This window comes from Nesterenkonia lacusekhoensis, assembly GCF_017876395.1.
Lineage (GTDB): Bacteria > Actinomycetota > Actinomycetes > Actinomycetales > Micrococcaceae > Nesterenkonia > Nesterenkonia lacusekhoensis.
On record NZ_JAGINX010000001.1, the window covers coordinates 1,024,190 to 1,048,743 of the forward strand.

Annotated in this window: 19 protein-coding genes, 1 tRNA gene and 2 pseudogenes; 12 read left to right on the top strand and 10 right to left on the bottom strand. The window is 66.6% G+C overall.

The annotated features are described in order from the left end of the window. Positions 1–2: 2 nt before the first annotated feature. Positions 3–1,265: pseudogene (locus JOF45_RS04880) on the bottom strand (IS30 family transposase). Between the two features lie 47 nt (positions 1,266–1,312). Between JOF45_RS04880 and JOF45_RS13265 the strand changes: the two are divergent. Next, positions 1,313–1,536, top strand: a pseudogene (locus JOF45_RS13265) (IS3 family transposase); the annotation flags it as partial. Positions 1,537–1,824: 288 nt separating this feature from the next. On the opposite strand, the gene JOF45_RS04885 reads toward JOF45_RS13265, so the two are convergent. The 3 genes from JOF45_RS04885 to map form a co-directional block, all read right to left on the bottom strand. Next, positions 1,825–1,901, bottom strand: a tRNA-Val gene (locus JOF45_RS04885). Between the two features lie 71 nt (positions 1,902–1,972). After that, positions 1,973–2,848 carry a polyphosphate--glucose phosphotransferase gene (gene ppgK, locus JOF45_RS04890; RefSeq protein ID WP_210048247.1) on the bottom strand — a complete coding sequence of 292 codons (876 nt, stop codon included), beginning with the start codon at positions 2,846–2,848 and terminating at the stop codon, positions 1,973–1,975. 5 nt (positions 2,849–2,853) lie between these two features. Continuing rightward, positions 2,854–3,756: a type I methionyl aminopeptidase gene (gene map / locus JOF45_RS04895; RefSeq protein WP_210048249.1), complete on the bottom strand. Its 903-nt coding sequence runs from the start codon at positions 3,754–3,756 to the stop codon at positions 2,854–2,856. Positions 3,757–3,827: 71 nt separating this feature from the next. On the opposite strand from map, the gene JOF45_RS04900 reads away from it, so the two are divergent. Further along, complete coding sequence (locus JOF45_RS04900) at positions 3,828–4,028, top strand: SPOR domain-containing protein (RefSeq protein ID WP_210048251.1); 201 nt, start codon at positions 3,828–3,830, stop codon at positions 4,026–4,028. Between the two features lie 67 nt (positions 4,029–4,095). Here the strand turns inward: JOF45_RS04900 and panB are convergent, their stop codons facing one another. Further along, positions 4,096–4,914, bottom strand: coding sequence for a 3-methyl-2-oxobutanoate hydroxymethyltransferase (gene panB, locus JOF45_RS04905; RefSeq protein ID WP_210048253.1), 819 nt, complete (start codon positions 4,912–4,914; stop codon positions 4,096–4,098). Between the two features lie 79 nt (positions 4,915–4,993). Between panB and glnA (JOF45_RS04910) the strand changes: the two genes are divergently transcribed. Next, positions 4,994–6,334: a type I glutamate--ammonia ligase gene (gene glnA, locus JOF45_RS04910; RefSeq protein WP_210048255.1), complete on the top strand. Its 1,341-nt coding sequence runs from the start codon at positions 4,994–4,996 to the stop codon at positions 6,332–6,334. 25 nt (positions 6,335–6,359) lie between these two features. Further along, positions 6,360–9,431, top strand: a complete 3,072-nt coding sequence (locus JOF45_RS04915; RefSeq protein ID WP_210048257.1) for a bifunctional [glutamine synthetase] adenylyltransferase/[glutamine synthetase]-adenylyl-L-tyrosine phosphorylase — start codon at positions 6,360–6,362, stop codon at positions 9,429–9,431. A 124-nt stretch (positions 9,432–9,555) separates the two neighbouring features. Here the strand turns inward: JOF45_RS04915 and JOF45_RS04920 are convergent, their stop codons facing one another. Then, the gene (locus JOF45_RS04920; RefSeq protein WP_245324138.1) at positions 9,556–10,593 is read right to left on the bottom strand and encodes an LLM class flavin-dependent oxidoreductase; all 1,038 of its coding nucleotides are present in this window, start codon (positions 10,591–10,593) and stop codon (positions 9,556–9,558) included. 66 nt (positions 10,594–10,659) lie between these two features. Between JOF45_RS04920 and lplB the strand changes: the two genes are divergently transcribed. Both lplB and JOF45_RS04930 read left to right on the top strand, forming a co-directional pair. Beyond that, entirely contained in the window at positions 10,660–11,736 is a 1,077-nt protein-coding gene (lplB, locus tag JOF45_RS04925) for a lipoate-protein ligase small subunit (protein ID WP_210048259.1), read from the top strand. Continuing rightward, positions 11,733–12,896, top strand: coding sequence for an acyl-CoA dehydrogenase family protein (locus JOF45_RS04930; RefSeq protein ID WP_210048261.1), 1,164 nt, complete (start codon positions 11,733–11,735; stop codon positions 12,894–12,896). The genes lplB and JOF45_RS04930 overlap by 4 nt, the downstream gene beginning before the upstream one ends. Positions 12,897–12,996: 100 nt before the next feature. Here JOF45_RS04930 and glnA (JOF45_RS04935) read toward each other — a convergent pair whose 3' ends face one another. Further along, positions 12,997–14,421 carry a type I glutamate--ammonia ligase gene (gene glnA, locus JOF45_RS04935; RefSeq protein WP_210048264.1) on the bottom strand — a complete coding sequence of 475 codons (1,425 nt, stop codon included), beginning with the start codon at positions 14,419–14,421 and terminating at the stop codon, positions 12,997–12,999. Between the two features lie 149 nt (positions 14,422–14,570). Between glnA (JOF45_RS04935) and JOF45_RS04940 the strand changes: the two genes are divergently transcribed. Both JOF45_RS04940 and JOF45_RS13610 read left to right on the top strand, forming a co-directional pair. Beyond that, complete coding sequence (locus tag JOF45_RS04940) at positions 14,571–14,999, top strand: RDD family protein (RefSeq protein ID WP_210048266.1); 429 nt, start codon at positions 14,571–14,573, stop codon at positions 14,997–14,999. Positions 15,000–15,102: 103 nt separating this feature from the next. Continuing rightward, complete coding sequence (locus JOF45_RS13610; protein WP_210048267.1) at positions 15,103–16,377, top strand: beta-propeller fold lactonase family protein; 1,275 nt, start codon at positions 15,103–15,105, stop codon at positions 16,375–16,377. Here JOF45_RS13610 and JOF45_RS04950 read toward each other — a convergent pair. From JOF45_RS04950 to JOF45_RS04960, 3 genes are read right to left on the bottom strand one after another with little or no spacing between them, the layout of a single operon-like run. Then, entirely contained in the window at positions 16,323–17,315 is a 993-nt protein-coding gene (locus JOF45_RS04950) for a COX15/CtaA family protein (RefSeq protein WP_210048268.1), read from the bottom strand. The two genes, JOF45_RS13610 and JOF45_RS04950, sit on opposite strands and share 55 nt — an antisense overlap. Before the next feature lie 10 nt (positions 17,316–17,325). Beyond that, positions 17,326–18,078, bottom strand: a complete 753-nt coding sequence (locus JOF45_RS04955) for an ABC transporter permease (protein WP_210048269.1) — start codon at positions 18,076–18,078, stop codon at positions 17,326–17,328. Next, complete coding sequence (locus JOF45_RS04960) at positions 18,075–19,049, bottom strand: ABC transporter ATP-binding protein (protein ID WP_342591393.1); 975 nt, start codon at positions 19,047–19,049, stop codon at positions 18,075–18,077. Before JOF45_RS04960 ends, JOF45_RS04955 begins: the two co-directional genes overlap by 4 nt. A 79-nt stretch (positions 19,050–19,128) precedes the next feature. On the opposite strand from JOF45_RS04960, the gene JOF45_RS04965 reads away from it, so the two are divergent. The 4 genes from JOF45_RS04965 (at position 19,129) to sufD (ending at position 24,490) form a co-directional block, all read left to right on the top strand. Next, positions 19,129–20,619, top strand: a complete 1,491-nt coding sequence (locus JOF45_RS04965; protein WP_342591394.1) for an NCS2 family permease — start codon at positions 19,129–19,131, stop codon at positions 20,617–20,619. A 100-nt stretch (positions 20,620–20,719) separates the two neighbouring features. Beyond that, positions 20,720–21,616 (top strand): helix-turn-helix transcriptional regulator, encoded by an 897-nt coding sequence (locus JOF45_RS04970; RefSeq protein ID WP_210048270.1) that lies wholly within the window; start codon positions 20,720–20,722, stop codon positions 21,614–21,616. Continuing rightward, complete coding sequence (gene sufB / locus JOF45_RS04975; protein WP_245324139.1) at positions 21,613–23,070, top strand: Fe-S cluster assembly protein SufB; 1,458 nt, start codon at positions 21,613–21,615, stop codon at positions 23,068–23,070. Before JOF45_RS04970 ends, sufB begins: the two co-directional genes overlap by 4 nt. Before the next feature lie 130 nt (positions 23,071–23,200). Continuing rightward, a complete protein-coding gene (gene sufD, locus JOF45_RS04980; RefSeq protein ID WP_245324140.1) occupies positions 23,201–24,490 on the top strand; it encodes a Fe-S cluster assembly protein SufD in 1,290 nt (429 codons plus the stop codon). Positions 24,491–24,554: the final 64 nt, after the last annotated feature.

The window sequence follows — 24,554 nt, forward strand, 5'->3', positions numbered from 1 at the left end:
ATTCAACCGGTGGTCGCAACAGTTGACTGTTGAGCTGAGCGTAGCTGATCCTCGAAGGCTTCGGCAGGTGTCCTCCATCCGAGGATTCCGCGGGGCCGGTTATTCATCGTGGTGGCTATCGCAGCGATCTCCGCGGCACTCCACCGTGAGAGGTCGGTGCCTTTCGGGAAGTACTGACGCAGCAGCCCATTGAGGTGTTCGTTGCTGCCGCGCTGCCACGGGCTCTTCGCGTCGGCGAAGTACACCGGGGTCTTGGTGGCCTCAGTGAACAGAGCATGGGCTGGGAGTTCCTTGCCCCGGTCCCAGGTCAAGGATCGTCGAAGCCTCGGCGGCACCGGAGTCATAACGTTGATCAGGGCGTCCTTCATGGTCAGTGCCCCGTAGCCGGCCAGGGCGGGCCCGTTCTTCTTCGGCGGGATGAGCCCGTAGCCGACCTGTCGGGGTAGGTGTACGAGCATCGTGTAGCGGGTGGTGCGCTCAATCAGGGTGGCCACCGCTGAGCGTTTCAGCCCGATGATCAGGTCTCCTTCCCAATGGCCGGCGATCTTGCGGTCCTCGACCTCCTTGGGGCGTTTCTGCAGCACGGTCTCGGCAGTGACATGAGCCCAGCCTTCCTGCCGTGTGCGGGCCCGAGGCATCCGCTTGGTGCGACCTCGGCGCAGGTGCCAGGACTGCTTATGCCGATCCCCACGGTGGGGCTTGTTCTTCCCATCCCAGGCCGGGCCATCGGGGCCGACGATCTCACCAGCAGCGGTGAGAATCGCCCCGCTGAGCTTGTCTTGGACGTACTGGCGCAGCCGATCGTTCGTGGCTACCTTCGCGGTCTTCGGGCGGCGGGCGCGCCGCTCAGCATGCCACTGCGCAGTAGAGGCTTTGTACTGCAGCTGATAGGTCCTGGTCGAGGCGTTACGCCGTAGCTCTCGTGAAATCGTCGATGGGCTTCGCCCCAGCCGACGGGCGATCTCACGGACCCCAGTGTCTTGGGCTCGCCATAAAGCGATGTCCTCTCGCTCGGAGGAGGAGATATACCGCCCCGAAACAGTCGGAGCCAATCGCGGATTCACGCCACCAGCATGCTTGAACCAACGGTGAGCTACAGGCTCGGAGACACCGGCGGCTTCACCGGCCTCCCGCGTCTTAGCTCCTGCAGCAATGGATTGCTAGAACCGGACCCGGTCTTCTCTCCACGCCACTGTTGGACGCCCCGGAGACACAATCTGCCCCCGATACTCTCGGACCCTCTTCTGCTTTTCCCAGACTCCCATCGAACACCTCCATCAGGTAGGTATTGCGACGACCACTTGAATACGGCCAATTTCGTTCACGGAGATTCCAACGGGCCCTGAAGGGCTACGAGCTGGCCGGGTCCATGGGCCGAGTGGGAGCTCCTGGGCCACTCGCGCTCAGCTGCGGGCCCGGATCATCCATCGGATCGAAGCGATCTACTACCGCCGCCGCCGACAACGGAGGCTGGGTAAGCTGATCCCGATCGAATACGAGACCGTTTGCAAAGAAGCCGTCGCCCTGGCGGCATAAGCCCCACGGTCAACCAGACCTTCAGCGGACCCAAGTCACATCTGGAGGACTGCCTGGCTCTGGCCGGGGACTGCCATGCGATCTACACCAGCATCGATGACTCGCTGCGACGGATCGCGAACCAGGCCTTCTTCGACAAGCTCTACGTGACCGAGGCTGACACCGTGGACGGGGAGCCCGGGGTGCCGTTCAACCCCCAGGTCCAGGCGACCGCGTTGCGCCAGCAGACGGACGGAGACCTCACTAGGACTCAAACCGGTGATGTCGGCGGTTTGAACAACGACGATCTGGTGGGCGCTGAGGGACTCGAACCCCCGACCTATTCGGTGTAAACGAAGTGCTCTAGCCAACTGAGCTAAGCGCCCGGACTGTGCCGCATGAACGGCAACAGCCTAGAACTATAGCAGAGTTCTGTTTCCACAGACCCTGCGTGGAGTCACCCGTCGGTGAGAGCAGTCTGCTCGGCAGCGTACAGAGCCGCGCCCACGATGCCGGCGTTGTTCTGCAGCTGAGCGGTGACCACCTCGGCGCGCAGGCCCTCCACATAGGGGAGGAAGTCCTCGCTGCGCTTGGAGATGCCCCCGCCGATGATGAACATCGAGGGCGGGAAGATCCGCTCGAGGTGCTTCAGATACCGGCCCACAGTGCGCCCGTACTCATCCCAGGGCATATCGGCGCGCTCACGGGCCGAGGCCGAGGCGACCTTCTCTGCGATCTCGCCTTCGAACTCCAGGTGGCCGAACTCGGCATTGGGCACCAGGACGCCGTCGTGGACCATGGCGGCACCGATCCCGGTGCCCAGGGTGATGGTCATGACTGTGCCGGTGCGCCCGACGCCGGCGCCGTAGCGCGCCTCTGCCAGGCCGGCGCCGTCGGCGTCGTTCATGGTGTAGATCTGGCCGGGAAGCTCGGCCAGCAGCTGGCCGGCGTCGCACTCCAGCCAGGAGTCATCGACGTTCGCCGCGGAGAGCACCACATTGTCGATGACGATGCCGGGCACCAGCACACCCACCGCCAGATCATCGGGCGACGGCGCGCCCTTGCGGTGCAGCAGCTCGTGCAGGATCGTGTCGATCACCTCAGCCACCGCCTCAGGAGTGGCAGGCTTGGGGGTCGGGATGCGGTAGCGGTCGCCCACCAGCTCACCGGTGGGGAGATCCACGATGCCGCCCTTGATGCCGGTTCCGCCGACGTCGATGCCGATGGCGCGTCGCGGGAGGTTCTTCACGCCTGCGCTGGCCGGGCCGATGGCCTTGGCTGCGAGAGCGTCGCCCTCCGGCAGGTTGTCAGGGGAGCGGTCGGTAGTTGCCATGGACGTCAGTTCTCCTCAGAGGGTAGGGTCAGGATCTCGGCGCCATCCTCGGTGACCACGAGGGTGTGCTCGAACTGGGCGGTGCGCTTCCGGTCGCGGGTGACAGCGGTCCAGCCGTCCTCCCACATGTCCCAGTGGCGCGTTCCCAGCGTGATCATCGGCTCGATGGTGAAGACCATGCCGGGCTCCATCGGCTGGGAGTGGTCAGGTGCGGCGTCGAAGTGGGGGATGACCAGGCCGGTGTGGAAGGCCGGTCCCACGCCGTGCCCGATGAACTCGTGCACCGTGCCGTAGCCGAAGCGGCGGGCGTAGACCTCGATGGTCCGCCCGATCACGTTGATGGGCCGGCCCGGCTTCACCGCACGGATGCCGCGCATCATCGCTTCCTTCGCCCGCTCCACCAGCAGGCGGGACTCCTCATCCACATCGCCCACCAGGAAGGTGACGTTGTGATCGCCGTGGACCCCGTCCAGGAAGGCGGTGATGTCCAGGTTCACGATGTCGCCGTCGTTCAGGACTGTGGAATCCGGGATCCCATGGCAGACCACCTCGTTCACCGAGGTGCAGATCGACTTGGGGAAGCCGCGGTAGGACAGGCAGGAGGGGTAGGCGCCACGCTCGGTCAGATACTGATGCGCGAAGGCATCGAGCTCATCGGTGGTCACACCCGGTCGGATCAGCCGACCGGTGGCCACCATCGCATCGGCGGCGAGCTGGCCGGCGCGGCGGATGTTCTCCACCGTCTCGGCGTCGAAGCTATCCGGCCCGGTGTACTCCGGCGGAGCATCGAGACCGACATAGTTCGGCCTCGGAATATGGTCTGGGACGCTGCGCTGCGGGGAGACGATGCCCTTGGTAAGGGTGCCGACCGGCGCGGAGGAGGATGCAGAAGACTGCGCTGAGGTCATGAGTGTCATCCTAACGCTGTGCGGCCGGCGGCGCTGTCGGCTCGCCCGCCGGCGGACGTAGGCTGGGAGCTATGGGCAACGACTATTGGTACAACATCCAGACCGGCCAGGTGGAGCAGGGCGCGCAGTCCGGCTGGAAGCACTTGCTGGGGCCCTACAGCTCCTATGCCGAGGCGACCCAGGCCATGGAGCGTGTGAAGGCCAACAACGAGGCCTGGGAGGACGAAGAAGCCTCCGAACACTGGCAGGACGACGGCGGCCAGTCCAGCTGAGCAGCCGAATTGAACCCCGACGGCACCCCCAGCCCCCTGTTTCAGCCCGCCCTGTCCGCGCGGCGGTTCAGAAGGAATGCTCCTCGCCGGGGAACCGGCCCTCGAGCACCTCGCTGCGGTAGGTGCTGACCGCCTCGGTCATCACGCTGCGCAGATCTGCATATTTCTTCACAAAGCGCGGGCTCCTGCCCTCGCCCAGGCCGAGCATGTCCTGCCAGACCAGCACCTGTCCGGTGGCGGCCGCTCCGGCACCGATCCCGATGGTCGGAACCTCCAGTGCGGCGTCGAGCTGCTCCATCACCTCGGCGGGCACCATCTCGGCGAGCACGGCAAAGGATCCGGCCTGCTCCATGGCCCGGGCATCGGTCAGCACCGCCTCCGCCGCGTCTCCGCGGCCCTGGACCCGGTAGCCGCCCAGAGCATGTTCGGACTGCGGGGTGAAGCCCACATGGCCGATGACTGGGATCCCTGCGGAGACCATGGCGCGGATATGAGGCGCCAGTTCGGCGTCGCCCTCCACCTTGACCGCGTGGACACCGGCCTCCTTCATGAAGCGCACCGCCGTCTCCACCGCCTGCTGCGGGGAGGCCTCATAGGTGCCGAAGGGGAGGTCTGCGACCACCAGTGCGCGGCGCGCGCCGGCCACCACAGATCTCGCGAAGACCAGCAGCTCATCAGTGGTGATCGGAAGCGTGCTCTCCCGGCCCATCATCACGTTGGCGGCGGAGTCGCCCACCAGCAGAACCTCGACGCCGGCCTGGTCGAAGATGCCTGCGGTCATGGCGTCATAGGCGGTCAGCATGGCGAAGCGCCGCCCCTGCTCCTTGAACTGCTTCAGATGAAGGGTGCGGATGCGGGCCGGCGTCGACTTCTGCGCATCGGACATGCCCATAGAGTACAGCGTGGCCCGATTTGGGTAGAGTGGGTCGCGGATTGGACTTACCCCGTGTCAGGAGGCTGCACGCATGGATCGACAGCAGGAATTCGTACTGCGCACCATCGAGGAGCGCGATGTCCGGTTCGTGCGGCTTTGGTTCACTGACGTCGTCGGGTCGCTGAAGTCCGTGGCGCTCTCCCCGGCCGAGGTCGAGGGCGCCTTCGGCGAGGGCCTGGGCTTCGACGGGTCCTCCATCGAGGGCCTGTCCCGAGTCTTCGAATCGGACATGCTCCTGAAGCCTGACCCCTCCAGCTTCCAGATCCTGCCCTGGCGCGGCGAGGAGGAACCCACCTCCCGCATGTTCTGCGATGTCCTGACCCCGGACCAGGAACCGGCCGCCGGGGATCCGCGCTGGGTCCTGCGCCGTCAGCTCGAGGCCGCCGGTGAGATGGGCTTCACCTGCTACACCCACCCGGAGATCGAGTTCTACCTGTTCGAATCTGAGGAGCTCGACGCGGACGGGCTGCCCCGACCCGCCGATCGCGCCGGCTATTTCGACCACATCACCGGCTCCGTCGCTCAGGACCTGCGCCGTCAGACGGTCAGCATGCTCGAGGCAGTGGGCATCTCGGTGGAGTTCACCCACAACGAGGTCGGGCCGGGTCAGAACGAGATCGACCTGCGCTACGCTGATGCGCTGACGACTGCGGACAACATCATGACCTTCCGCACCATCGTCAAGGAGGTGGCGCTGCAGCACAATAAGTTCGCCTCCTTCATGCCCAAGCCCTTCTCAGAGCACCCGGGCTCGGCGATGCACACCCACTTCAGCCTCTTCGAAGGCGACACCAACGCGCTGTACTCGCCCAACGCCGAGTACAACCTCTCCACCACAGCACGTCAGTTCATCTCCGGCGTGCTGACCCACGCCCCCGAGTTCACCGCGGTCACCAACCAGTTCGTGAACTCCTATAAGCGCCTGTGGGGCGGGGGAGAGGCCCCCTCCCACGTCTCCTGGGGCCACAACAACCGCTCCGCCCTGATCCGCGTGCCGCTGTACAAACCCACCAAGGGCGGCTCGGCGCGCATCGAGTTCCGCGGCATCGACTCTGCGGCCAACCCCTACCTGGCCTACGCCATGGTCCTGGGCGCCGGCCTGAAGGGCATCCGCGACGAGTACGACCTGGGCGACGCCATCACCGAGGACGTCTGGTCGCTGACCACCGCCGAACGCAAGGCCCTGGGCATCAAGCCGCTGCCCGGCACCCTGCATGACGCGATCCGCCAGATGGAGGACTCCGAGCTGGTGGCCGAGGTCCTCGGCGAGCAGGTCTTCAGCAACTTCCTGCGCAATAAGCAGCAGGAATGGGACGAGTACCGCGTGAACGTCTCGCCCTGGGAGATCAACCGCTACCTGGGGACCATCTGAGCCGAATCCACCGCTGCTGCCCCGTATGACCGGATACTCGCGACGCGACCTGATCGCCACCGGCTTCCAGGACCTCGAGCGCGCCTCGGGGTTCCTGGCCGATGAGCAGCTGGCCGACTTCGCCCCGGCACCTCTGCTGGCTGCGCTGCGGTACGCCCCGGACGCCGACCAGGCAGTCCTGCTGCTGATCCGGCTGCTCGAACGTGCTCCACAGATCAAGGAGCTCTTCACCGAAGCGGCGGGGGAGTACCCCCGTGCCATTGCGCTGATGCGTCTGTTGGGATCCTCCCAGGCGATCAGCGAGTTTCTGATCCGGCGCCCTGAGCACGCAGACCTGCTCCTCAGCGCCGACGTGCTGCTGGGTTCCGGCGACGATGGCACTCCGGCCGAACCGCCGGCGGTCAGCACGGACACTGAGCTGCGGAACACCCTGCTGCGCGCTGTGCAGGCGGACCCCCATGCTGAAGTTCCCCAGGCGGTCTTGGGCGAGGCCTTCACGGTCCGTGATGCCTCGGTCCAGCTGCGGGTGGCCTATCGCCGCGAGCTGACCGTTCTGGCCCTGCGCGACCTCTGCACGGAGGACCCCTTGGCCTACCAGCCGCTGGTGGCTCAGCAGCTGGCCGACCTCGCTGCGGCCGCGCTGGAGGCCGCCCTGGCGGTCAGCCGTGCCGAGCAGCGTGAGAAGCAGGGAGAGCTGGTCGATGACCTGGAGCTCGCCGTCATCGGAATGGGCAAATGCGGAGCGCGAGAGCTGAACTACATCTCCGATGTGGACGTCATCTTCGTCCATCGTGCCCCCGAGGACGTGGACCCCGGCCGGGCGCGGACAGCCGCCGCCGCGATGGCCGCCGGGATCTCCAAGATCATCAACAGCGCCGCACCGGAGCCCGGCCTCTGGGAGGTGGACGCGAACCTGCGCCCGGAGGGCAGGGACGGGGAGCTCTCACGCAGCCTGGAGTCCCACGTGGAGTACTACCGCCGCTGGGCTCACGGGTGGGAGTTCCAAGCTCTGCTGAAGGCCCGGCCCATCGCCGGCAGCCCCGCCCTCGGGGCGGACTACATGGAGAAGATCTGGCCCTTCGTCTGGAGCTCCTCCCAGCAGGAGGGCTTCGTGGAGAACGTCCAGCGGATGCGTCGTCGGGTCTTCGAGAACATCCCGGCCTCCTCCGGGGACCGGGAGCTGAAGCTGGGGCGCGGGGGCCTGCGGGACGTGGAGTTCACCGTCCAGCTGCTGCAGCTGGTCCATGGGCGCGTGGATGAGTCCCTGCGGGTCCGTGACACCCTCTCGGCCATCGACTCCCTGGCCCAGGGCGAGTACATGGCCAGCCGCGACCGCGACGCGATGTCGCGGTGCTACCGGCAGCTGCGCCTCTATGAGCATCGGATCCAGATGTCCCAGATGCGGCGCACCCACCTGATGCCGGAGAAGGACTCGGAGCTGCGGGCGCTGGCCTTGGCGGCGGAGCCGCCCAGTCCGCTGCGACGATCGCACCCTGAGGCTCTGCACCAGCAGTGGCGGGGGATCGTCCGCGAGGTCTCCACCTTCCACGAGACCATCTTCTACCGGCCCCTGCTCTCGACCATGGCCGTGCTCTCCGACGAAGACGCCCGGCTGTCTCCGGAAGCAGCTCAGGAGCGGCTGGCGGCACTGGGTTATGCCGACACCCGCGGAGCGATGCGTCATATCGAGGCGCTGACCTCTGGTGTGAGCCGACGGGCCACCCTGCAGCGTCGGATCCTGCCGATGATGCTCGGGTGGTTCGCCGAAGGAGTGGACCCCGACGCCGGTCTGCTCGCCTTCCGACGCCTCAGCGAGTCCCTGGGTGCCAGCCCGTGGTATCTGACGATGCTTCGCGACTCGTCCGTGGCAGCCGAGCGGCTCTGCCACATCCTCTCCAGTGCCCGGTTCATCTCAGACCAGCTGGAGCACTCCCCGGAATCCACCAAGTGGCTCGGCGAGGACAGGGACCTGGCGCCCCGCAGCTTCGAGCAGCTCTGGCGTGAGATCCGGAACTCATTGTTCCGGCACGAGACCGACACCTCCGCGGCGGTGCGCCTGGTGCGGCTGATCCGCCAGCGGGAGGTTCTGCGGGTGGCCATAGCGGACGCCGTCGGCCACCTGGATGTCCAGCAGGTCGGCGTCGCGCTCTCCGATGCCGACCGTGCGGCCACGCTGGGCGCTCTGCATATGGCCGAGCGTGAGATCTACGCCGACGAGGGGCAGCACGTCCAACTCCTGATCGTGGCCATGGGCCGGCAGGGCGGACGTGAGATCTCCTATGGTTCCGATATGGACGCCCTCTTCGTCCACCGCACGGCGCAGGGCGGTGACCCGACCAAGGCTGACGCTCAGGCCCAGAAGCTGGCTGCTCGGGTGCGGGCGCTGCTCTCCCAAGGGGCCGCTGTCCGCGGCGAGTACCCGCTGCAGCTGGACGCTGACCTGCGCCCCGAAGGAAAGAATGGGCCGCTCTCCCGATCCCTGGACTCCTTCGCGGAGTACTACCGCCGGTGGATGGATGTCTGGGAGCGCCAGGCTCTGCTGCGCGCCCGGCCGCTGGCGGGCTGCGATGAGCTTGCCGCGGACTTCATGAAGCTGGTGGACGCGATCCGCTACGGCGAGGAACCTTCCCCGGCCCAGGTGCGCGAGATCCGTCGCATCAAGGCGCGGGTGGAATCGGAGCGGCTTCCGCGCGGAGCAGATCCGGCTCGACACGTGAAGCTGGGCCGCGGGGGACTCTCCGACGTCGAATGGCTGGTCCAGCTGCTGCAGCTGCAGCACGCGCGCCGCCGTCGGAAGCTGCGCACCCAGTCCACGCTGGCGGCGCTGGACATCCTGGTGGACGAAGAGCTGCTGAGCCCCTTCGACGCCGCCACCCTGGCCGAGGCGTGGACGCTGTGCACGAAGGTCCGCGCCGCGACCATGATCTGGCGCGGCAAGATCTCAGACGTGCTGCCCTCGGCCCGGCGTGATCTGGATGCGATCGGCAGGTGGTGCGGCTTCGAACCCGGCAGCACCTCGGCCTTCGAAGAGCACTACCTGCGCACCACCCGCCGAGCCCGGCAGGTCTTCGAGCGTCTCTTCTACGAGACGGCCTGAGGTCGCCCAGCCGGACTGCGGGCCCCTCTCAGAGGACTGGCGCCTGCGGCGCCAGCAGATCCCCACCGCGGCCCACCTCGCTGCTGCGCAGCGACGCGGGACCCTGCCGCGGCGGAGGCCCCTCTCAGAGGACAGGCGCCTGCGGCGCCAGCAGTTCCAAGGTCCGGTGCTGGTTGTCTTCAGACGGTGCCAGGTTGACCAGCATGATCTCGTCGGCCTGGACTTCGTCGCCGAAGGCATCCAGCCAGTCCACGACCTCCCGCTGGGTGCCGGAGACGGTGCGGCTGAGCATACCGAGGACCTGCTGGCCTGCGGGATGGTCTCGCAGCTGGGTGACGTCGTCATCGGAGAGCTGCTTATCGCGGCCCAGCATGGTGCGGATCCAGCTGTCCTCCGCCTGACGTCGCTGCTGACGGGCGACATCGGCGTCGTCGTGGGCGATCACGTTGGCTGCGGCGATGAAGTGCGGCTTCGCATCCGGGCCGGTCAGTGACTTGGAGGAGTCGAACTGCTCCCGGTAGGTCTCCGCAGCTTGGGTGAGCATCTGCGGCGCGAAGTGGGAGGCGAACGCGTAGGGCACGCCGAGATGAGCGGCCAGCTGGGCGCCGAACAGCGAAGATCCCAGGATGTAGAGCGGCACATCGGTGCGGTGGCCGGGATAGGCGTTTACGCCGGGGACACGGCTGTATCCGGCCAGATAGCCGTTGAGCTCCATCACATCGGACTGGAACCGGTCTGCCTCCGTGCCGTCGCGGCGCAGCGCGCGCATGGTGACCCCGTCGGTGCCGGGCGCACGGCCCAGACCCAGATCGATGCGCCCGGGGAAGAGCGTCTCCAGCGTGCCGAACTGCTCGGCGATGACCAGCGGGGAGTGGTTGGGCAGCATGATGCCGCCGGCGCCCACGCGGATGTTCTCGGTGGCGGCGGCGATGTGCTGGATGAGCAGGGAGGTGGCTGAGGAGGCCACATGCGGCATGTTGTGGTGTTCGGCGAACCAGAGCCGGGTGTAGCCCCGAGAGTCCGCGGTCTGTGCCAGACGGCGGCTGCGGGCGATGCCCTCTGCGATCGGCTCTCCGGGGTTCACCCGGGCGAGGTCGAGCAGAGACAGCGGTCGTGATGCGGTGATGGACATATCCAGGTCAACGCCGCGCCGGTCTCGCATAATCCCGCCTGTGACGAGGCTTGCTCTCGCCCCCGCAGCCGGGTGTGACCTCCTAGGATGGGAGGCATGGCTCATGGTGAATACAAAGTGCCCAGCGGCAAGCTGGTGGTGGCTGATCTGGAGCTCAGCGAGGATGCCCCTGTCATCGCGCGGGCATCGATCAACGGAGATTTCTTCCTGGAACCTGATGACGCTTTGGAGGCCCTCAACGCCGCGTTGACCGGACTCTCCGCTGACGCCTCCCGGGAGGAGATCGCCGCTGCTGTCCGGGCCGGTCTGCCGGAGGGTGCGCAGATGATCGGCTTCGATGAGGCCGCAGTGGCCACAGCCGTGCGCCGGGCGCTCGGCCGCGCCACCGGTTGGGAGGACCACCAGTGGGAGGTGCTGCCGGCCACGAACCTGCCGATTGCGGTGAACGTGGCCCTGGATCAGGTGCTCACCGAAGAGGTCGGTGCGGGCAATCGCCCTCCGCTGATGCGGCTCTGGGACTGGTCAGAGCGCGCAGTGGTGATCGGGTCCTTCCAGTCCTTGGCCAATGAGGTGGACAGCGCCGCGGCGGCGGCGCTGGATACTGAGGTGGTGCGCCGGATCTCCGGCGGCGGCGCGATGTTCATGGAATCGGGCAACTGCATCACCTACTCGCTGTGCTTCCCCCAGTCGCTGGTGGATGGCTTGAGCTTCGCCGATTCCTATCCCTTCCTGGACTCCTGGGTCATGGAGGCCCTGGAGCGGGTCGGTGTCCGTGCCGAGTACAAACCGCTCAACGACATCGTCTCGGCTGCCGAGGGCGAAGGCCTGGGGCGCAAGATCGGCGGGGCCGCCCAGAAGCGGCTTGCCAACGGGGGCATGCTCCACCACGTGACCATGAGCTATGACATCGACGCCGAGCGTATGACCCAGGTGCTGCGCATCGGTCGTGAGAAGCTCTCCGACAAGGGCCACCGCTCAGCGGTGAAACGTGTGGACCCGCTGCGCAGCCAGACCGGTCTGGCGCGGCAGGAGATCATGGACGTGTTCGTGCGGACCTTCGCAGAGCGCCACGGCGCCACGGTGGCCAGCATCCGTCCCCACGAGCTGGCCCGCGCGGAGCAGCTGGTGGCAGAGAAGTTCGGCACCGAGGAATGGACGGCACGAGTCCCATGAGCGCGATCGACGATGTCCTCACCCACCAGCTGCTGGAGCGGATCCGGCAGCGCGCACCGGGCTATGACGAGGCCAATGAGTTCTGCCGAGAGGATCTCGACGAGCTGCAGCAGGCCGGGTACCTGAAGGCCCTGGTCCCGCAGAAGTACGGAGGCCTCGGCTGGAGCCTGCCACAGCTGGTCGAGGCCCAGCGTCTGCTGGCCGCCCACGCTCCGGCCACTGCCCTGGCGGTCAACATGCACCATGTCTGGGTCTCTGTTGCTCGGCAGATGGTGGCCCACCACCACCTTGAGTTCGAACAGGTCCTCACGGAGACCGTCGAAGGGCACCTCTTCGCCTTCGGCATCTCAGAACCGGGCAACGACGCCGTCCTCTTCGACTCCACGACGCAGGCCAGAGTCCACGACGACGGCTCCGTCAGCTTCACCGGCACCAAGATCTTCACCACGCTCTCGCCGGCATGGACCCGGCTGGGTCTCTTCGGCAAGGACAGCTCCGCCTCCGGGGCTGCGGAGGAGCGGCCGCTGATCTTCGGCTTCCTGCCGCGCGAGGCGCAGGGCTGGGAGGTCCTCGGCGACTGGGACATGTTGGGCATGCGAGCCACTCATTCCAATGCCACTGCGCTGAAGGGCGCCAGAGTGCCGGCCGAGCGGATCGTGCGTCGGCTGCCCGCCGGACCCAACCAGGATCCGTTGGTCTTCGCGGTCTTCTCGTCCTTCCTGACGCTGCTGGCCTCGGTCTACACCGGCATCGGTGACCGGGCCCTGCAGCTGGGTGCTGAGCATGCGGCGTCGCGGACTGCGCTGACCACAGGGCAGGGTATGGACCAGGATCCTGACATCCGGTACAAGATGGCCGAGGCGCAGCTGCAGCAGCTGGCCCTGGACGCGCAGCTGCGCGGACTGGCGGAGGCCATCGAGCGGGGCGCCGACTATGGGGCGTCCTGGTTCCCGCGGCTGGTCACGCTGCGGACCTCAGCCACGCGGACTGCGCGTGCGGTGCTGGAGGCCGCGCTGAACGTGAGCGGGGGAGCGCAGTACCGCCGCACCTCCGAACTCTCCCGGCTGCACAGGGACGCTCTGGCCGGAATCCACCATCCTTCGGATAACGAATCCGCCCACCGGACCTTGGCGAACTTCATCCTGGGACCCCTCACCTGAGCTGCCCGGCCCTCGCGGATGATCAGAGGGCCCCTCCAGACAGAGACAGGCCCCGCACCAGTCGGTGCGGGGCCTGTCTCCGGGGGCGTCCGAGTCAGGATCAGACGCTGTAGTACAGCTCGAACTCGTAGGGGTTCGGGCGCAGGTTCAGCGGAGCGATCTCCTCTTCACGCTTGTACTCGATCCACGCCTTGACCAGCTCTTCGGTGAAGACGCCGCCCTCGAGCAGGAACTCGTAGTCGTTCTCCAGAGCGTTCAGGGCCTCCTCGAGGCTGCCGGGAGCCTGCGGGATGTCCTTGAGCTCCTCAGCGGGCAGCTCGTAGAGGTCCTTGTCCACCGGCTCGTGGGGCTCGATGCGGTTCTTGATGCCGTCGAGACCTGCCATCAGCATGGCGGCGAAGCCCAGGTAGGGGTTGCCGGAGGCGTCGGGGGCACGGAACTCCAGGCGCTTGGCCTTCGGGTTGGAGCCGGTGATCGGGATGCGCACCGCTGCCGACCGGTTGCCCTGGGAGTAGACCAGCGAGACCGGAGCCTCGTAGCCCTTGACCAGACGCTTATAGGAGTTCACGGTCGGGTTGGAGAAGGCCAGCACAGCGTGTGCGTGCTTCAGCAGGCCGCCGATGTACCAGCGTGCGGTGTCGGAGAGGTTGGCGTAGCCCTTCTCGTCGTAGAACAGGGGCTCACCGCCGGACCACAGCGACTGGTGGCAGTGCATGCCGGAGCCGTTCTCACCGAAGATCGGCTTGGGCATGAAGGTGGCGCTCTTGCCGTACTCCAGCGCGGTGTTCTTCACGACGTACTTGAACTTCTGGACGTCGTCGGCCGCGTGCACCAGAGTGTTGAACTTGTAGTTGATCTCCTGCTGACCGGGGCCGCCGACCTCGTGGTGGGAGCGCTCGACCTCCAGGCCCACAGCTTCGAGGGCCAGGCAGATCGCATCGCGGACGTCTGCGGTCTTGTCCTGAGGAGTCACGGGGAAGTAGCCGCCCTTGGTGGCCATCTGGTGGCCCAGATTGCCGCCGGGGATCTGCTCGCCGGACTTCCACTCGGCCTCCTCGGCGTCCACGGAGTAGAAGGAGGCCTGCGGGGTGGAGGACCACTTCACATCGTCGAAGAGGAAGAACTCAGCCTCGGGGCCGAAGAACGCGGTGTCGGCGATGCCGGAGGAGGAGAGGTACTCTTCGGCCTTCTGGGCCACGCCGCGGGGATCGCGGGCGTAGGGCTCGCCGGTGCGGGGGTTCACGATGGAGAAGTTCATCGCGAGAGTCTTCTCTGCGCGGTACTCGTCCAGGAACGCAGTCGCCACATCCGGGATCAGCTGCATATCGGACTCTGCGATGCCCTGGAAGCCGCGGATGGAGGAGCCATCGAACAGCTGACCGTTCTCGAAGAACTCGAGGTCGACGGTCTTGGCCGGAACATTGAAGTGGTGCTGGAGGCCGGGAAGGTCAGTGAAGCGGATGTCGACGAACTTGACGTCCTCTTCCTTGATGAACTTCAGAACTTCCTCGGGGCTGGTGAACATGCGTCCGTGCTCCTCTATGGGTCATGTCTATGGGTCATGCGTTCGGGTCAACCCTCACCCTACCGAGTGCTGAGTTTCTCACCCATCACGCAAATGTTTCAGGCATGTAACTTAAGGTGCTCATTCGCCGCCCACTTAGGATGGTGCAGATGACTTCAGACAACGACGCCGGCTGGCCCGGCCACGAGTATGGGCTCCCGGAGTCCGGTCCGGGAAGCATGGCGCCGCTGGGACGGAGGGTGCTCGCTCTGTTCATCGATTGGGCCTTGGTGATGGTCTTCGGAACCGTGCTCGCCGGATCCTTCGGCGGATCCGCACAGGCTGCCGATCAGCTGGGCGGGCTCCTGGCCCTGGTGCTCTTCGTGCTGATGCACCTGACCATGGTGAGCTTCCTGGGGATCACGGTCGGCAAGCGGATCGTGCGGATCCAGGTGGTCCGCGGAACTCAGGCCCCCGGCATTGGCCCCGTGGCCTTGCGCACCGGTCTGCTGCTGCTGGTGATCCCGGCCATCCTCTCCGGCCCCGACGGGCGGGCGCTGCACGACAAGGCCGCAGGGACATTCCAGCTGCGCATGTGATCCCTGACGGCCGCAGTCCCTCCGAGTAGAGTCTGTACAGACCCTGACCCCGCGCCGTCGGCGCCGTGGACAGGGACAGATCTGCACAGAGAGAGGGAGACCGGTGGAGCAGAGGACTCATGAGGCCTGGGGCGCGGCGTCGTTGGCGGCGCTGCTGATGCTGACCTCCTGCGGAGGCGACGACGCCGAGGCAGGATCGGACGAGGCGACTCAGCAGCAGACAGCCTCCGAGCAGACGGCCGAGGGAACAGAGGCCCCTCTCGGTGAGGACGAGGAGCAGGAGAGCCCGGAGCAGGAGAGCCCGGAACAGGAGAGCGAGGAGCAGGCTCCAGACGTCCCCGAGGCCAGCAGCACCTCGCTGGAGCATGAGACCACGCTCCACCAGGACAGCCTGACCGATACGGTGATCTCGCCGAAGTCTGTGGTCTCCAGCGGAGACGGCCTGGCCATCGCCAACAACATGCTCTATCAGAACACCGTCACCGTCTATGACACGGAGACTCGGGAGCTCGTCCAGGAGCTTCCGGACACGGTGACCCCGGGGGATCTCGGGGCGGAAGGCTACCCGGAGAGTGTCCAAGGGGCTCCGGTGGAGGCGGTCTGGACTGAGGACGGCCAGTACGCCTATGTGTCCAACTACCGTCTGGCCGATATGGGCGCCAGTGCTGATGACAGCTGTACAGCAGGCGAGGCGATCGCACCCTCTGCGGTCTACCGGTACAGCGTCGAGGAGCAGGACTGGGACCAGTTCATCGAAGTGGGTCGGGTGCCCAAGTTCGTGGAGCTGACGCCGGACGGCTCAAGGCTGCTGGTGACCAACTGGTGCGACTTCGACCTCTCTGTCATCGACACAGAGACCGGCGAGGAGGAGTTCCGCATTCCGCTCAATGCCCAGCCTCGCGGCATCGCCGCGATGCCGGACAATGAGACGGTCTATGTGACGGCGATGTATGCCGATGAGCTCTACCGCGTGGACCTGGAGTCCCAACAGAGCGAGATCATCTATGACCAGGCGAGCTTCCCGCGCCATCTGGTGCTCTCGCCGGACAGCGAGACTCTGTATGTGACCTTCTCCCGGTCGGACCTGCTGGTGGCCTTCGACACCGAGACCGACGAGGTCATCCGCACGGCGAACACGGGCCAGGAGCCGCGCACCATGGACATCTCCGCCGACGGCAGCGCCCTCTACATCGTCAACTATGACGAGGACACCGTCTCGAAGTTCGACGCCGAGAGCTTCGAGGAGATCGACCGCCGACCCACCGGACACCTGCCCATCGGGGTCAGCTATGACTCGGTCACCGCCTCGGTCTGGGTGGCGAACTACTCAGGAACCATCGACGTCTTCGACGACTCCGGGGACTCGGGTGAGGAGTAGGGACTCCTGGTGATGTAGGGGCCCTGATAGCGGTCCCACAGGTTGGCGGCGGCGACCATCGTCAGCGCCGAGCCCAACATATGGGCCCAGACCAGACCGAGGGGCAGGCCGGTGAAGTGCTGCGTGTAGCCGATGATGCCCTGGGCCACGATCACAGCCACCAGAAGCCACGCCGCACGGCGCTGGGCGGGGGAGGTGCGCAGACCTGCCTGGCGGACCAGCACTGCCACAGTGGCCGCGCAGAGCACATAGACCGGCACCACATGCAGCTGGGTGACCAGCTGGGGGTCGAAGCCGTGCCGCGGTGCCTCCGGGTCGCCCGCGTGAGGCCCGGTGCCGGTCACCACAGTGCCCAGCACCACGGCGACCCATGCCGCGCCCAGGATCACCCAGGCCATGCCTCGGGTGACATGATCGGTGTCGCCGTCGACCAGCGGGACGCCGGGCCCGCCGGTCCGCAGCTCCAGAGAGATCCGGTTGAGGATCCACGTGGAGACCATCACCAGTCCCGCCGAGACGATGAAGTGAAGTGCGACGACCCAGGGGTTGAGGTGGGTCCAGACGGTGATGCCGCCGATGACGCCCTGCATCGGGATGCCGGCCACGACCACGATGGACATGACCACCAGCGAGCGATGGGTCTGCCAGAGCCGCACCACGGAGAGCAGCAGGGCTGCTGCGATGGCGATCAGCACATAGGTCAGCAGCCGGTTGCCGAACTCGATGGCACCGTGGATGCCCATCTCTGCGGTGGAGACCAGGGAGTCTTCGGTGCACATGGGCCATTCGGGGCAGCCCAGTCCGGAGTCGGTGAGCCGGACGGCACCGCCGGTGAGGATGATGCCGATGTTGGCCACCAGCGAGGCCCAGGCGATCCGCTTGGTCCTGCGCGTGATCTCGGTCGGGAGCCGACGTCGGATGCTATCGATGATGTTCATGGGAGGGTCCTCATCTCCAGTTGAACCAGCGGCGTGCGGCCAGGGTCGCCAGGGCGGCCCAGCCGGCAAGGATGATCAGGGGCAGCAGGGCAGGGCTGCCCTCCAGAGTCGCAGTGCGGATGCTCTCGCCCAGCGAGGCAGAGGGCAGCAGGAGCAGCAGGGCGGCTCCGCCGTCGTGGTCGAGCGGGAACACCGTCCCGCCGGCGGCGCCCATCAGCACCCAGAGCACATTGGTCAGCGCCAGTGTGGCTTCGGCGCGGACGGTTCCGGCCAGCAGCAGGCCTAGTGCGGTGAACGCGGCGGCGCCCATGACGACGGCGAGGGCCAGCCACGGCAGCCCGGTCGGCTCAGGCGACCAGCCCAGCACCAGTCCGGCGCCGCCGAGCACCACGGCTTGGACGATGACCACACAGAGCACGGCCAGGGCCTTGCCCAGGATCAGCCCGGTGGGGCCCAGGGGAGTGGTGGCCAGATAGGCCAGCACCCCGTACTGGCGCTCGAAGCCGGTGGCGATGCCCTGCCCGGTGAAGGCGGAGGCCATGACGGCCAGGGCGAGCACGCCCGGAGTGATCACGTCGATGCTCGGCAGGGAGCTGTCGCCCAGGGCGATGTCCAGTCGGTGCGCGCCCAGCAGCACCAGCAGGGGGAGGATCAGGGAGACCAGCAGCTGCTCGCCGTTGCGCAGCACGTTGCGGGTCTCATACAGACCATGGGCGATCACCCGCTGTGCCGCGGGGGCTGGGCGCGAGAGCTCAGTGCTCATGAGGTCGAGACCTCCCAGAAGACGTCCTCAAGGGTGCGGGCTTCGAAGGAGACCTCGCCGGGCATGAGACGGATCTGCTCCCACCAGGTGGTCAGCGCGCTCAGGTCGGCGGGGGTGCTGATCCCCGAGGCGGCCCACCGGGCGCCGGGCTCGTTGTCGGCGCTGCCATCGAGCTCCAGAGCCAGCGGAGCAGACTCCAGCTCGACCCGGGTGAGGGTCCTAGGTGCCACGAACACGAGCCGTCGGGCCGGTGCCGCACCGTCGGTTGCGGCCGCGTCGGCGTCGCCGGTGAGTTCGGACACTGTCCCGTGGCGGACCACGAGACCGTCCTTGAGGATGAACACCGAGTCGGCCAGCTTCTGGGCCTCTTCGAGGAGGTGCGTGGTCAGCACGATGCCCAGCCCGAGGCGTCGCAGGTGCTGGATCAGGTCGAAGACCATCTGGCGTGACTGGGGGTCCAGGCCGGCGGAGGGCTCATCCAGGAAGACCACTTCCGGGCGCCCGATCAGGCTGGCCGCCAAGGCGACCCGCTGCTTCTGTCCGCCGGAGAGGCGGCGGATGCTGGTGGTCATGAAGTCACCCATGTCCAGGCGCTCCATCAGGTCATCCACCGGCCAGGGGTTCTGATGCAGGCGGGCCACGTGGCGCAGCAGCACACCGGGCTGCTGGGACTGGGGGAGCCCGCCGTCCTGAAGCATCACACCGACCCGGGCGCGCAGCGCCGCGCCGGCTCTGTAGGGATTCTGCCCGAGCAGCTGGACAGTTCCCTGGGACGGGCGCAGGAGGCCTTGGGCGGCTCCGAGCGCGGTGGTCTTTCCCGCGCCGTTGGGGCCGAGGAGGACGGTCACCTCGCCGCTGCGTGCGGTGAAGTCCACGCCGCGGAGGATCTCCTTCACTCCGGCGCTCCGCTGGGAGGAGCCCACGGCGTACCGCACCTGGCGCAGGCTGAGACAGGGTGGATGCTGGGGCACCGGTCCAGTCTACCTTTTCTACAGTGCGTAGAAGAAAGCGGTGCGCGCCCGAGCCGTCCAGGCGATAGAGTGCCGTGCTGTGACGCAGCAGAATGATTCCACCACCCACGCCCGCGGGAACCTGAGCTTCCTGGACCGCTACTTCCACATCACCGAACGGGGTTCGACCCTGGGCCGCGAGATGCGTGGAGGACTGGCGACCTTCTTCGCGATGTCCTACATCATTGTGCTCAACCCGTTGATCATCGGGGGCGCGCAGGACTCCACCGGCAACTACCTGGGCGGCGGCGAGGAGCCGAACTTCGCGATGATCGCGGCGGCCACCTCTCTGATCTCAGGCGTGCTGACCATCCTGATGGGGGTGGTGGGCAAATTCCCCATGGCGGTCTCCTCCTCGTTGGGCCTCTCGGCCTTCATCACCTACGGGATCGTGGTCCTTCCGGGGATGACCTGGGCCGATGCCATGGGCCTGGTCGTCATCGAAGGCTTCATCCTGCTGATCCTGGTGCTGACCGGCTTCCGCTCCGCGATATTCAACGCGGTCCCTTCACCGCTGAAGGTGGCCATCAGTGTGGGTATCGGCCTGTTCATCGCCCTGATCGGCATGATCAACGCCGGCTTCATCCAGAACTCAGGCGGCACCGGTCTGGAGCTCGGTGTGGGCGGCTTCGTCTTCGGCTGGCCGCTGCTGATCTTCCTGGTCGCTCTCTTCGCCCTCTTCGCCATGTGGTCGGCGAACATCCGCGGCGCCATCCTGTACTCGATCATCGGCGCCACAGTTCTGGCCATCACCATCGAGTCCCTGCTGTCGGTGGGGCCGCGCACCGGTGACGACGGTGAGGTGCTCAACGAATACGGGTGGGACCTCAATGTGCCGACTCTGGACAAGGACTGGATCACGGCTCCGGATCTGAGCGTGCTCGGACAGTTCAACCTGCTGGGCTCCTGGGAATCTGTGGGCATGGTGGCGGCCACTCTGCTGATCTTCACGCTGCTGCTGGCCAACTTCTTCGACCTGCTGGGCACCATGGTCGGAGTCTCCAACACCGGTGACATCAAGGACGACGACGGCGAGATCCCCTACTCCCGCCGGATCATGGTGGCTGATGCGCTGGGCACGATGGGCGGCGGTGCCGGCGGGACCTCGGTGAACTCCGGATTCATCGAATCCACGGTGGGCGTCGGCGACGGCGCCCGCACCGGTCTGGCGAACATGGTCACCGGCGTGCTGTTCCTGGCGACGATCGTGCTGGCCCCGCTGGCTGAGCTGATCCCCACTGAGGCGGCATCGGCGACTCTGATCCTGGTGGGCTTCCTGATGATGCAGCAGATCACCAGGATCGACTGGAAGGACGTGGAGATCGCGATCCCCGCCTTCATGACGCTGGTGATGATGCCCTTCAGCTACTCGATCACCAACGGCATCGGCGCCGGATTCATCACCTATGTCCTGGTCAAGGTGCTGCGCGGGAAGTTCCGCGAGGTCCACCCGCTGATGTACGTCACGGCGGCGCTGTTCGTGCTCTACTTCGTCTCTGGGCCGATCCAGGACGCTCTGGGCGTGAGCTGACCGCAGCGGCGCCCCTGCCGAACCGATGGAGCAGGCCGCACCGACGGGGCAAGGTCGGCCTTACTAGAGATTGCTGATCTTAGTAGTTCATAATAGGACTATGGATTCCATCGCTTCGCGACCCGACGCCGTGCGGTCGCCCGGACCGGGCGAGACCGCAGAGGCCGACACGTCCCGCGAGGCTGACGGTTCGACCCGGGAGCGGGTGCTCCAGCTCGTGGTCGAGGAGGGTCCCATCAGCGCGGCCGCCCTCGGACGCAGGCTGGATCTGACCGCGGCGGCGGTCCGCCGCCACCTGGACGCGATGACTGAGCAGGGCATCGTGGAGATCAAGAATGTGACCACGCGTCGCAAGGGCGCCGGACGCCCGTCGCGGCGCTACGTCATCTCGCAGCGCGGCCAACAGGCGTTGGGCGACGACTACCTGTCCCTGACCCGGCAGGCGCTGAGCCTGCTGGAGGAGAGCGAGCAGGACGACGCCGCCCGGGCCCTGGCCACACGGTACTTCGGCGGATTCGAGTCGAAGTACCGCCAGCGGCTGGAGGGCATCACCGATCTCGACGAGCGCACCGAGAAGCTCTCCGAGCTCTTCAACCAGGACGGCTTCGCCGGCTTCACCCGATTGGTCGGCCGGGACAACCCGCTGCTGGCCATGCAGTCCACCCAGCTGTGCCAGGGCCACTGTCCCATTCGGGAAATAGCTGAGGCGCATCCGGTGTTCTGTGAGGAGGAGACGGAGATGATCTCCCGCCTGCTCGATGTCGACGTCCGCAGGCTCTCCACACAGGCCGGCGGTGCCCACGTCTGCACCACCCACGTCCCGGTGGGCCGTGAGAAGCTCGCCGCAGAGCGTCGCGCACGGGCCGCACAGACTGCGGCCGCGTCGGGACCACACGCTTCCGAGTCCGCAGGCGCCGACCCGGCACGGATCCGGGCCACCGGCGGCGGACGCCGGAGAATCGTCATCTCCCCCCGTCAACAAGAGAGGTTGTCATGACCGAGCAGATCAACAAGACCGAGGATCCGGGGGTCATCCAGGAGGTCCTGGATGCCAACCCCGAGCTGAATGCCATCGGTGCCTATGAGTACGGGTGGGCTGACAAGGACGACGCCGGCGCCAATGCCAAGCGCGGCATCGACTCGGAGGTCGTCGCTGACATCTCCAGCAAGAAGGACGAGCCGGACTGGATGCTCAAGCTGCGTCAGAAGGGCCTGAAGTACTTCGACCGCAAGCCGCTGCCGCTCTGGGGCGCCGACCTCACCGAGATCGACTTCGACAACATCAAGTACTTCGTGCGCTCCACCGAGAAGCAGGCCCAGACCTGGGAGGACCTGCCGGAGGAGATCCGCAACACCTACGAGAAGCTGGGCATCCCGGAGGCTGAGCGCGAGCGTCTGGTGGCCGGCGTGGCCGCCCAGTACGAGTCCGAGGTCGTCTACCACCAGATCCGTGAAGATCTGGAGGAGCAGGGCGTCATCTTCATGGACACCGACACCGCTCTGAAGGAGCACCCGGAGTTCTTCGAGGAGTACTTCGGCTCCGTGATCCCGGTGGGCGACAACAAGTTCGCCGCGCTGAACACCGCCGTATGGTCCGGCGGCTCCTTCGTCTACGTCCCCAAGGGCGTGCACGTGGAGATCCCGCTGCAGGCCTACTTCCGCATCAACACCGAGAACATGGGCCAGTTCGAGCGGACCCTGATCATCGCGGACGAGGATTCCTACGTCCACTACATCGAGGGCTGCACCGCACCGATCTACAACACCGACTCGCTGCACTCGGCAGTGGTCGAGATCGTGGTGAAGAAGAACGCGCGCGTGCGCTACACCACCATCCAGAACTGGTCCACCAACGTGTACAACCTGGTGACCAAGCGTGCCGTGGTCGAAGAGGGCGGCACGATGGAGTGGATCGACGGCAACATCGGTTCCAAGGTCACCATGAAGTACCCCGCGGTCTACCTCACCGGCGAGCATGCCAAGGGAGAGACCCTCTCGGTGGCCTTCGCCGGCGAGGACCAGCACCAGGACACCGGCTCCAAGATGGTGCACATGGCGCCGCACACCTCGAGCTCGATCGTGTCGAAGTCGGTGGCCCGCTCCGGCGGCCGCGCCTCCTACCGCGGACTGGTCCAGATCAACGAGGGCGCCTACAACTCGGCCAACTCTGTGGTCTGCGACGCCCTGCTGGTGGACACGATCTCCAAGACCGACACCTACCCCTACATCGACATCCGTGAGGACGATGTGACGCTGGGGCACGAGGCCACGGTCTCCAAGGTCTCCGAAGACCAGCTGTTCTACCTGATGGCGCGCGGCATGGCTGAGGACGAGGCCATGGCGATGATCGTGCGCGGCTTCATCGAGCCGATCGCCCGTGAGCTGCCCATGGAGTACGCGCTGGAGCTCAACCGCCTGATCGAGCTGCAGATGGAGGGCTCCGTCGGCTGATCCAGCCGTCGCCGCACCCCGGCCGCCCGCTGAGGTCCTGTGAGGGCCTCGGCGGGCGGCTGTGGGGACGGGCAGCCTTTCACCACCACTTTTACCGAGATCTCATCGAGAGTTAAGGGACGAGAAACAGATGACGAATACCCCTGCTGAGCAGGCGGAGAAGGTTGCTGGCGTAGAGGTCGGCGAACGCCGTATCTTCATCCCCGGCATGACCGAAGAGGGCGAGAACCTCGCCGCCCAGACCAACGCCGCCGCAGACCACTCCCACGGCGGTGTGGGCGAGTCCAAGGAGATCACTGCGGGCATCGGCTCCCGCGCCAACCGCCACACCGGATTCGACGTGGCCGGCTTTCCGGAGCCCACGGGCCGCGAGGAGGAGTGGCGGTTCACTCCGCTGAAGAAGCTTGCTCCCGTGCTCACCGACGCTGCCACCGACGGTGAGCCGGTGCGCTACGAGGTCACCGCGCCTGAGAACGTCACCGTCTCCTCCCTGGGCCAGGACGCCGCACCCCGGAACACCGTCCTGCACCCGGCTGACCGTGCCGCCGCCGTCGGATCCAAGAACGCCGCCGAGGCGCTGTACCTGAAGGTTCCGGCATCGGCCGAGCTGGAGGAGCCCATCCGTGTGGACATCACCGGCACCGAGGCCGGCAGCCGCGCGAACAGCCACATCGTGCTCGAGGCCGAGAACCACGCCAAGGCCGTCTTCGTCCTGGAGCACCGCGGCAGCGCCGCCTTCAACGGCAACGTGGAGGTCAAGGTCGCCGACGGTGCCGACATCAAGGTCATCTCTCTGCAGCGGTGGAACGACGACGCCGTCCACGTCGGTCAGCACGACGCCGAGGTCGGCCGCGACGCCAAGTACAAGCACGTCGCCGTGACCCTGGGCGGCGAGATGGTGCGTCTGAACGCGAACTTCCGCTACGCCGCAGAGGGTGCAGAGGCTGAGATGTACGGTCTGTACTTCGCCGACGCCGGCCAGCACCTCGAGCACCGCACCTTCGTGGACCACAACGCCCCGCGCAACGCCTCCAACGTGCTGTACAAGGGTGCGCTGCAGGGCGAGTCCGCGCGTTCGGTGTGGGTGGGCGATGTCCTGATCCGCAAGGCGGCCGAGGGTACCGACTCCTACGAGAAGAACCAGAACCTGGTGCTCACCGACGGCGCCCGCGCCGATTCTGTGCCGAACCTGGAGATCGAGACCGGCGTCATCGAAGGCGCAGGCCACGCATCCTCCACCGGCCGCTTCGACGAGAACCACCTGTTCTACCTCATGGCCCGCGGCATCCCGGAGAAGGAGGCCCGCCAGCTGGTGGTCCGCGGCTTCCTCAACGAGATCATCCAGAAGATCGGCGTGGACTCCATCGAAGAGTCCCTCCAGGAGGACCTGGAGAACGAGCTGGAGATCGCCGGCTTCTGAGTTCCCCCGTCGGTCCGGCACGGACCGGCAGCACTGACTTCAACGCTTCACCACACGAGCAAAG

Coding starts and splice junctions, on each gene's coding strand:
- sufD (WP_245324140.1), top strand. CDS start 23,201: ATGACGAATACCCCTGCTGAGCAGGCGGAGAAGGTTGCTGGCGTAGAG.
- lplB (WP_210048259.1), top strand. CDS start 10,660: ATGGCTCATGGTGAATACAAAGTGCCCAGCGGCAAGCTGGTGGTGGCT.
- JOF45_RS04955 (WP_210048269.1), bottom strand. CDS start 18,078: ATGAGCACTGAGCTCTCGCGCCCAGCCCCCGCGGCACAGCGGGTGATC.
- JOF45_RS04930 (WP_210048261.1), top strand. CDS start 11,733: ATGAGCGCGATCGACGATGTCCTCACCCACCAGCTGCTGGAGCGGATC.
- JOF45_RS04900 (WP_210048251.1), top strand. CDS start 3,828: ATGGGCAACGACTATTGGTACAACATCCAGACCGGCCAGGTGGAGCAG.
- glnA (WP_210048264.1), bottom strand. CDS start 14,421: ATGTTCACCAGCCCCGAGGAAGTTCTGAAGTTCATCAAGGAAGAGGAC.
- panB (WP_210048253.1), bottom strand. CDS start 4,914: ATGTCCGATGCGCAGAAGTCGACGCCGGCCCGCATCCGCACCCTTCAT.
- ppgK (WP_210048247.1), bottom strand. CDS start 2,848: ATGGCAACTACCGACCGCTCCCCTGACAACCTGCCGGAGGGCGACGCT.
- map (WP_210048249.1), bottom strand. CDS start 3,756: ATGACCTCAGCGCAGTCTTCTGCATCCTCCTCCGCGCCGGTCGGCACC.
- JOF45_RS04920 (WP_245324138.1), bottom strand. CDS start 10,593: ATGCGAGACCGGCGCGGCGTTGACCTGGATATGTCCATCACCGCATCA.
- JOF45_RS04950 (WP_210048268.1), bottom strand. CDS start 17,315: ATGAACATCATCGATAGCATCCGACGTCGGCTCCCGACCGAGATCACG.
- JOF45_RS04940 (WP_210048266.1), top strand. CDS start 14,571: ATGACTTCAGACAACGACGCCGGCTGGCCCGGCCACGAGTATGGGCTC.
- JOF45_RS04970 (WP_210048270.1), top strand. CDS start 20,720: ATGGATTCCATCGCTTCGCGACCCGACGCCGTGCGGTCGCCCGGACCG.
- sufB (WP_245324139.1), top strand. CDS start 21,613: ATGACCGAGCAGATCAACAAGACCGAGGATCCGGGGGTCATCCAGGAG.
- glnA (WP_210048255.1), top strand. CDS start 4,994: ATGGATCGACAGCAGGAATTCGTACTGCGCACCATCGAGGAGCGCGAT.
- JOF45_RS04915 (WP_210048257.1), top strand. CDS start 6,360: ATGACCGGATACTCGCGACGCGACCTGATCGCCACCGGCTTCCAGGAC.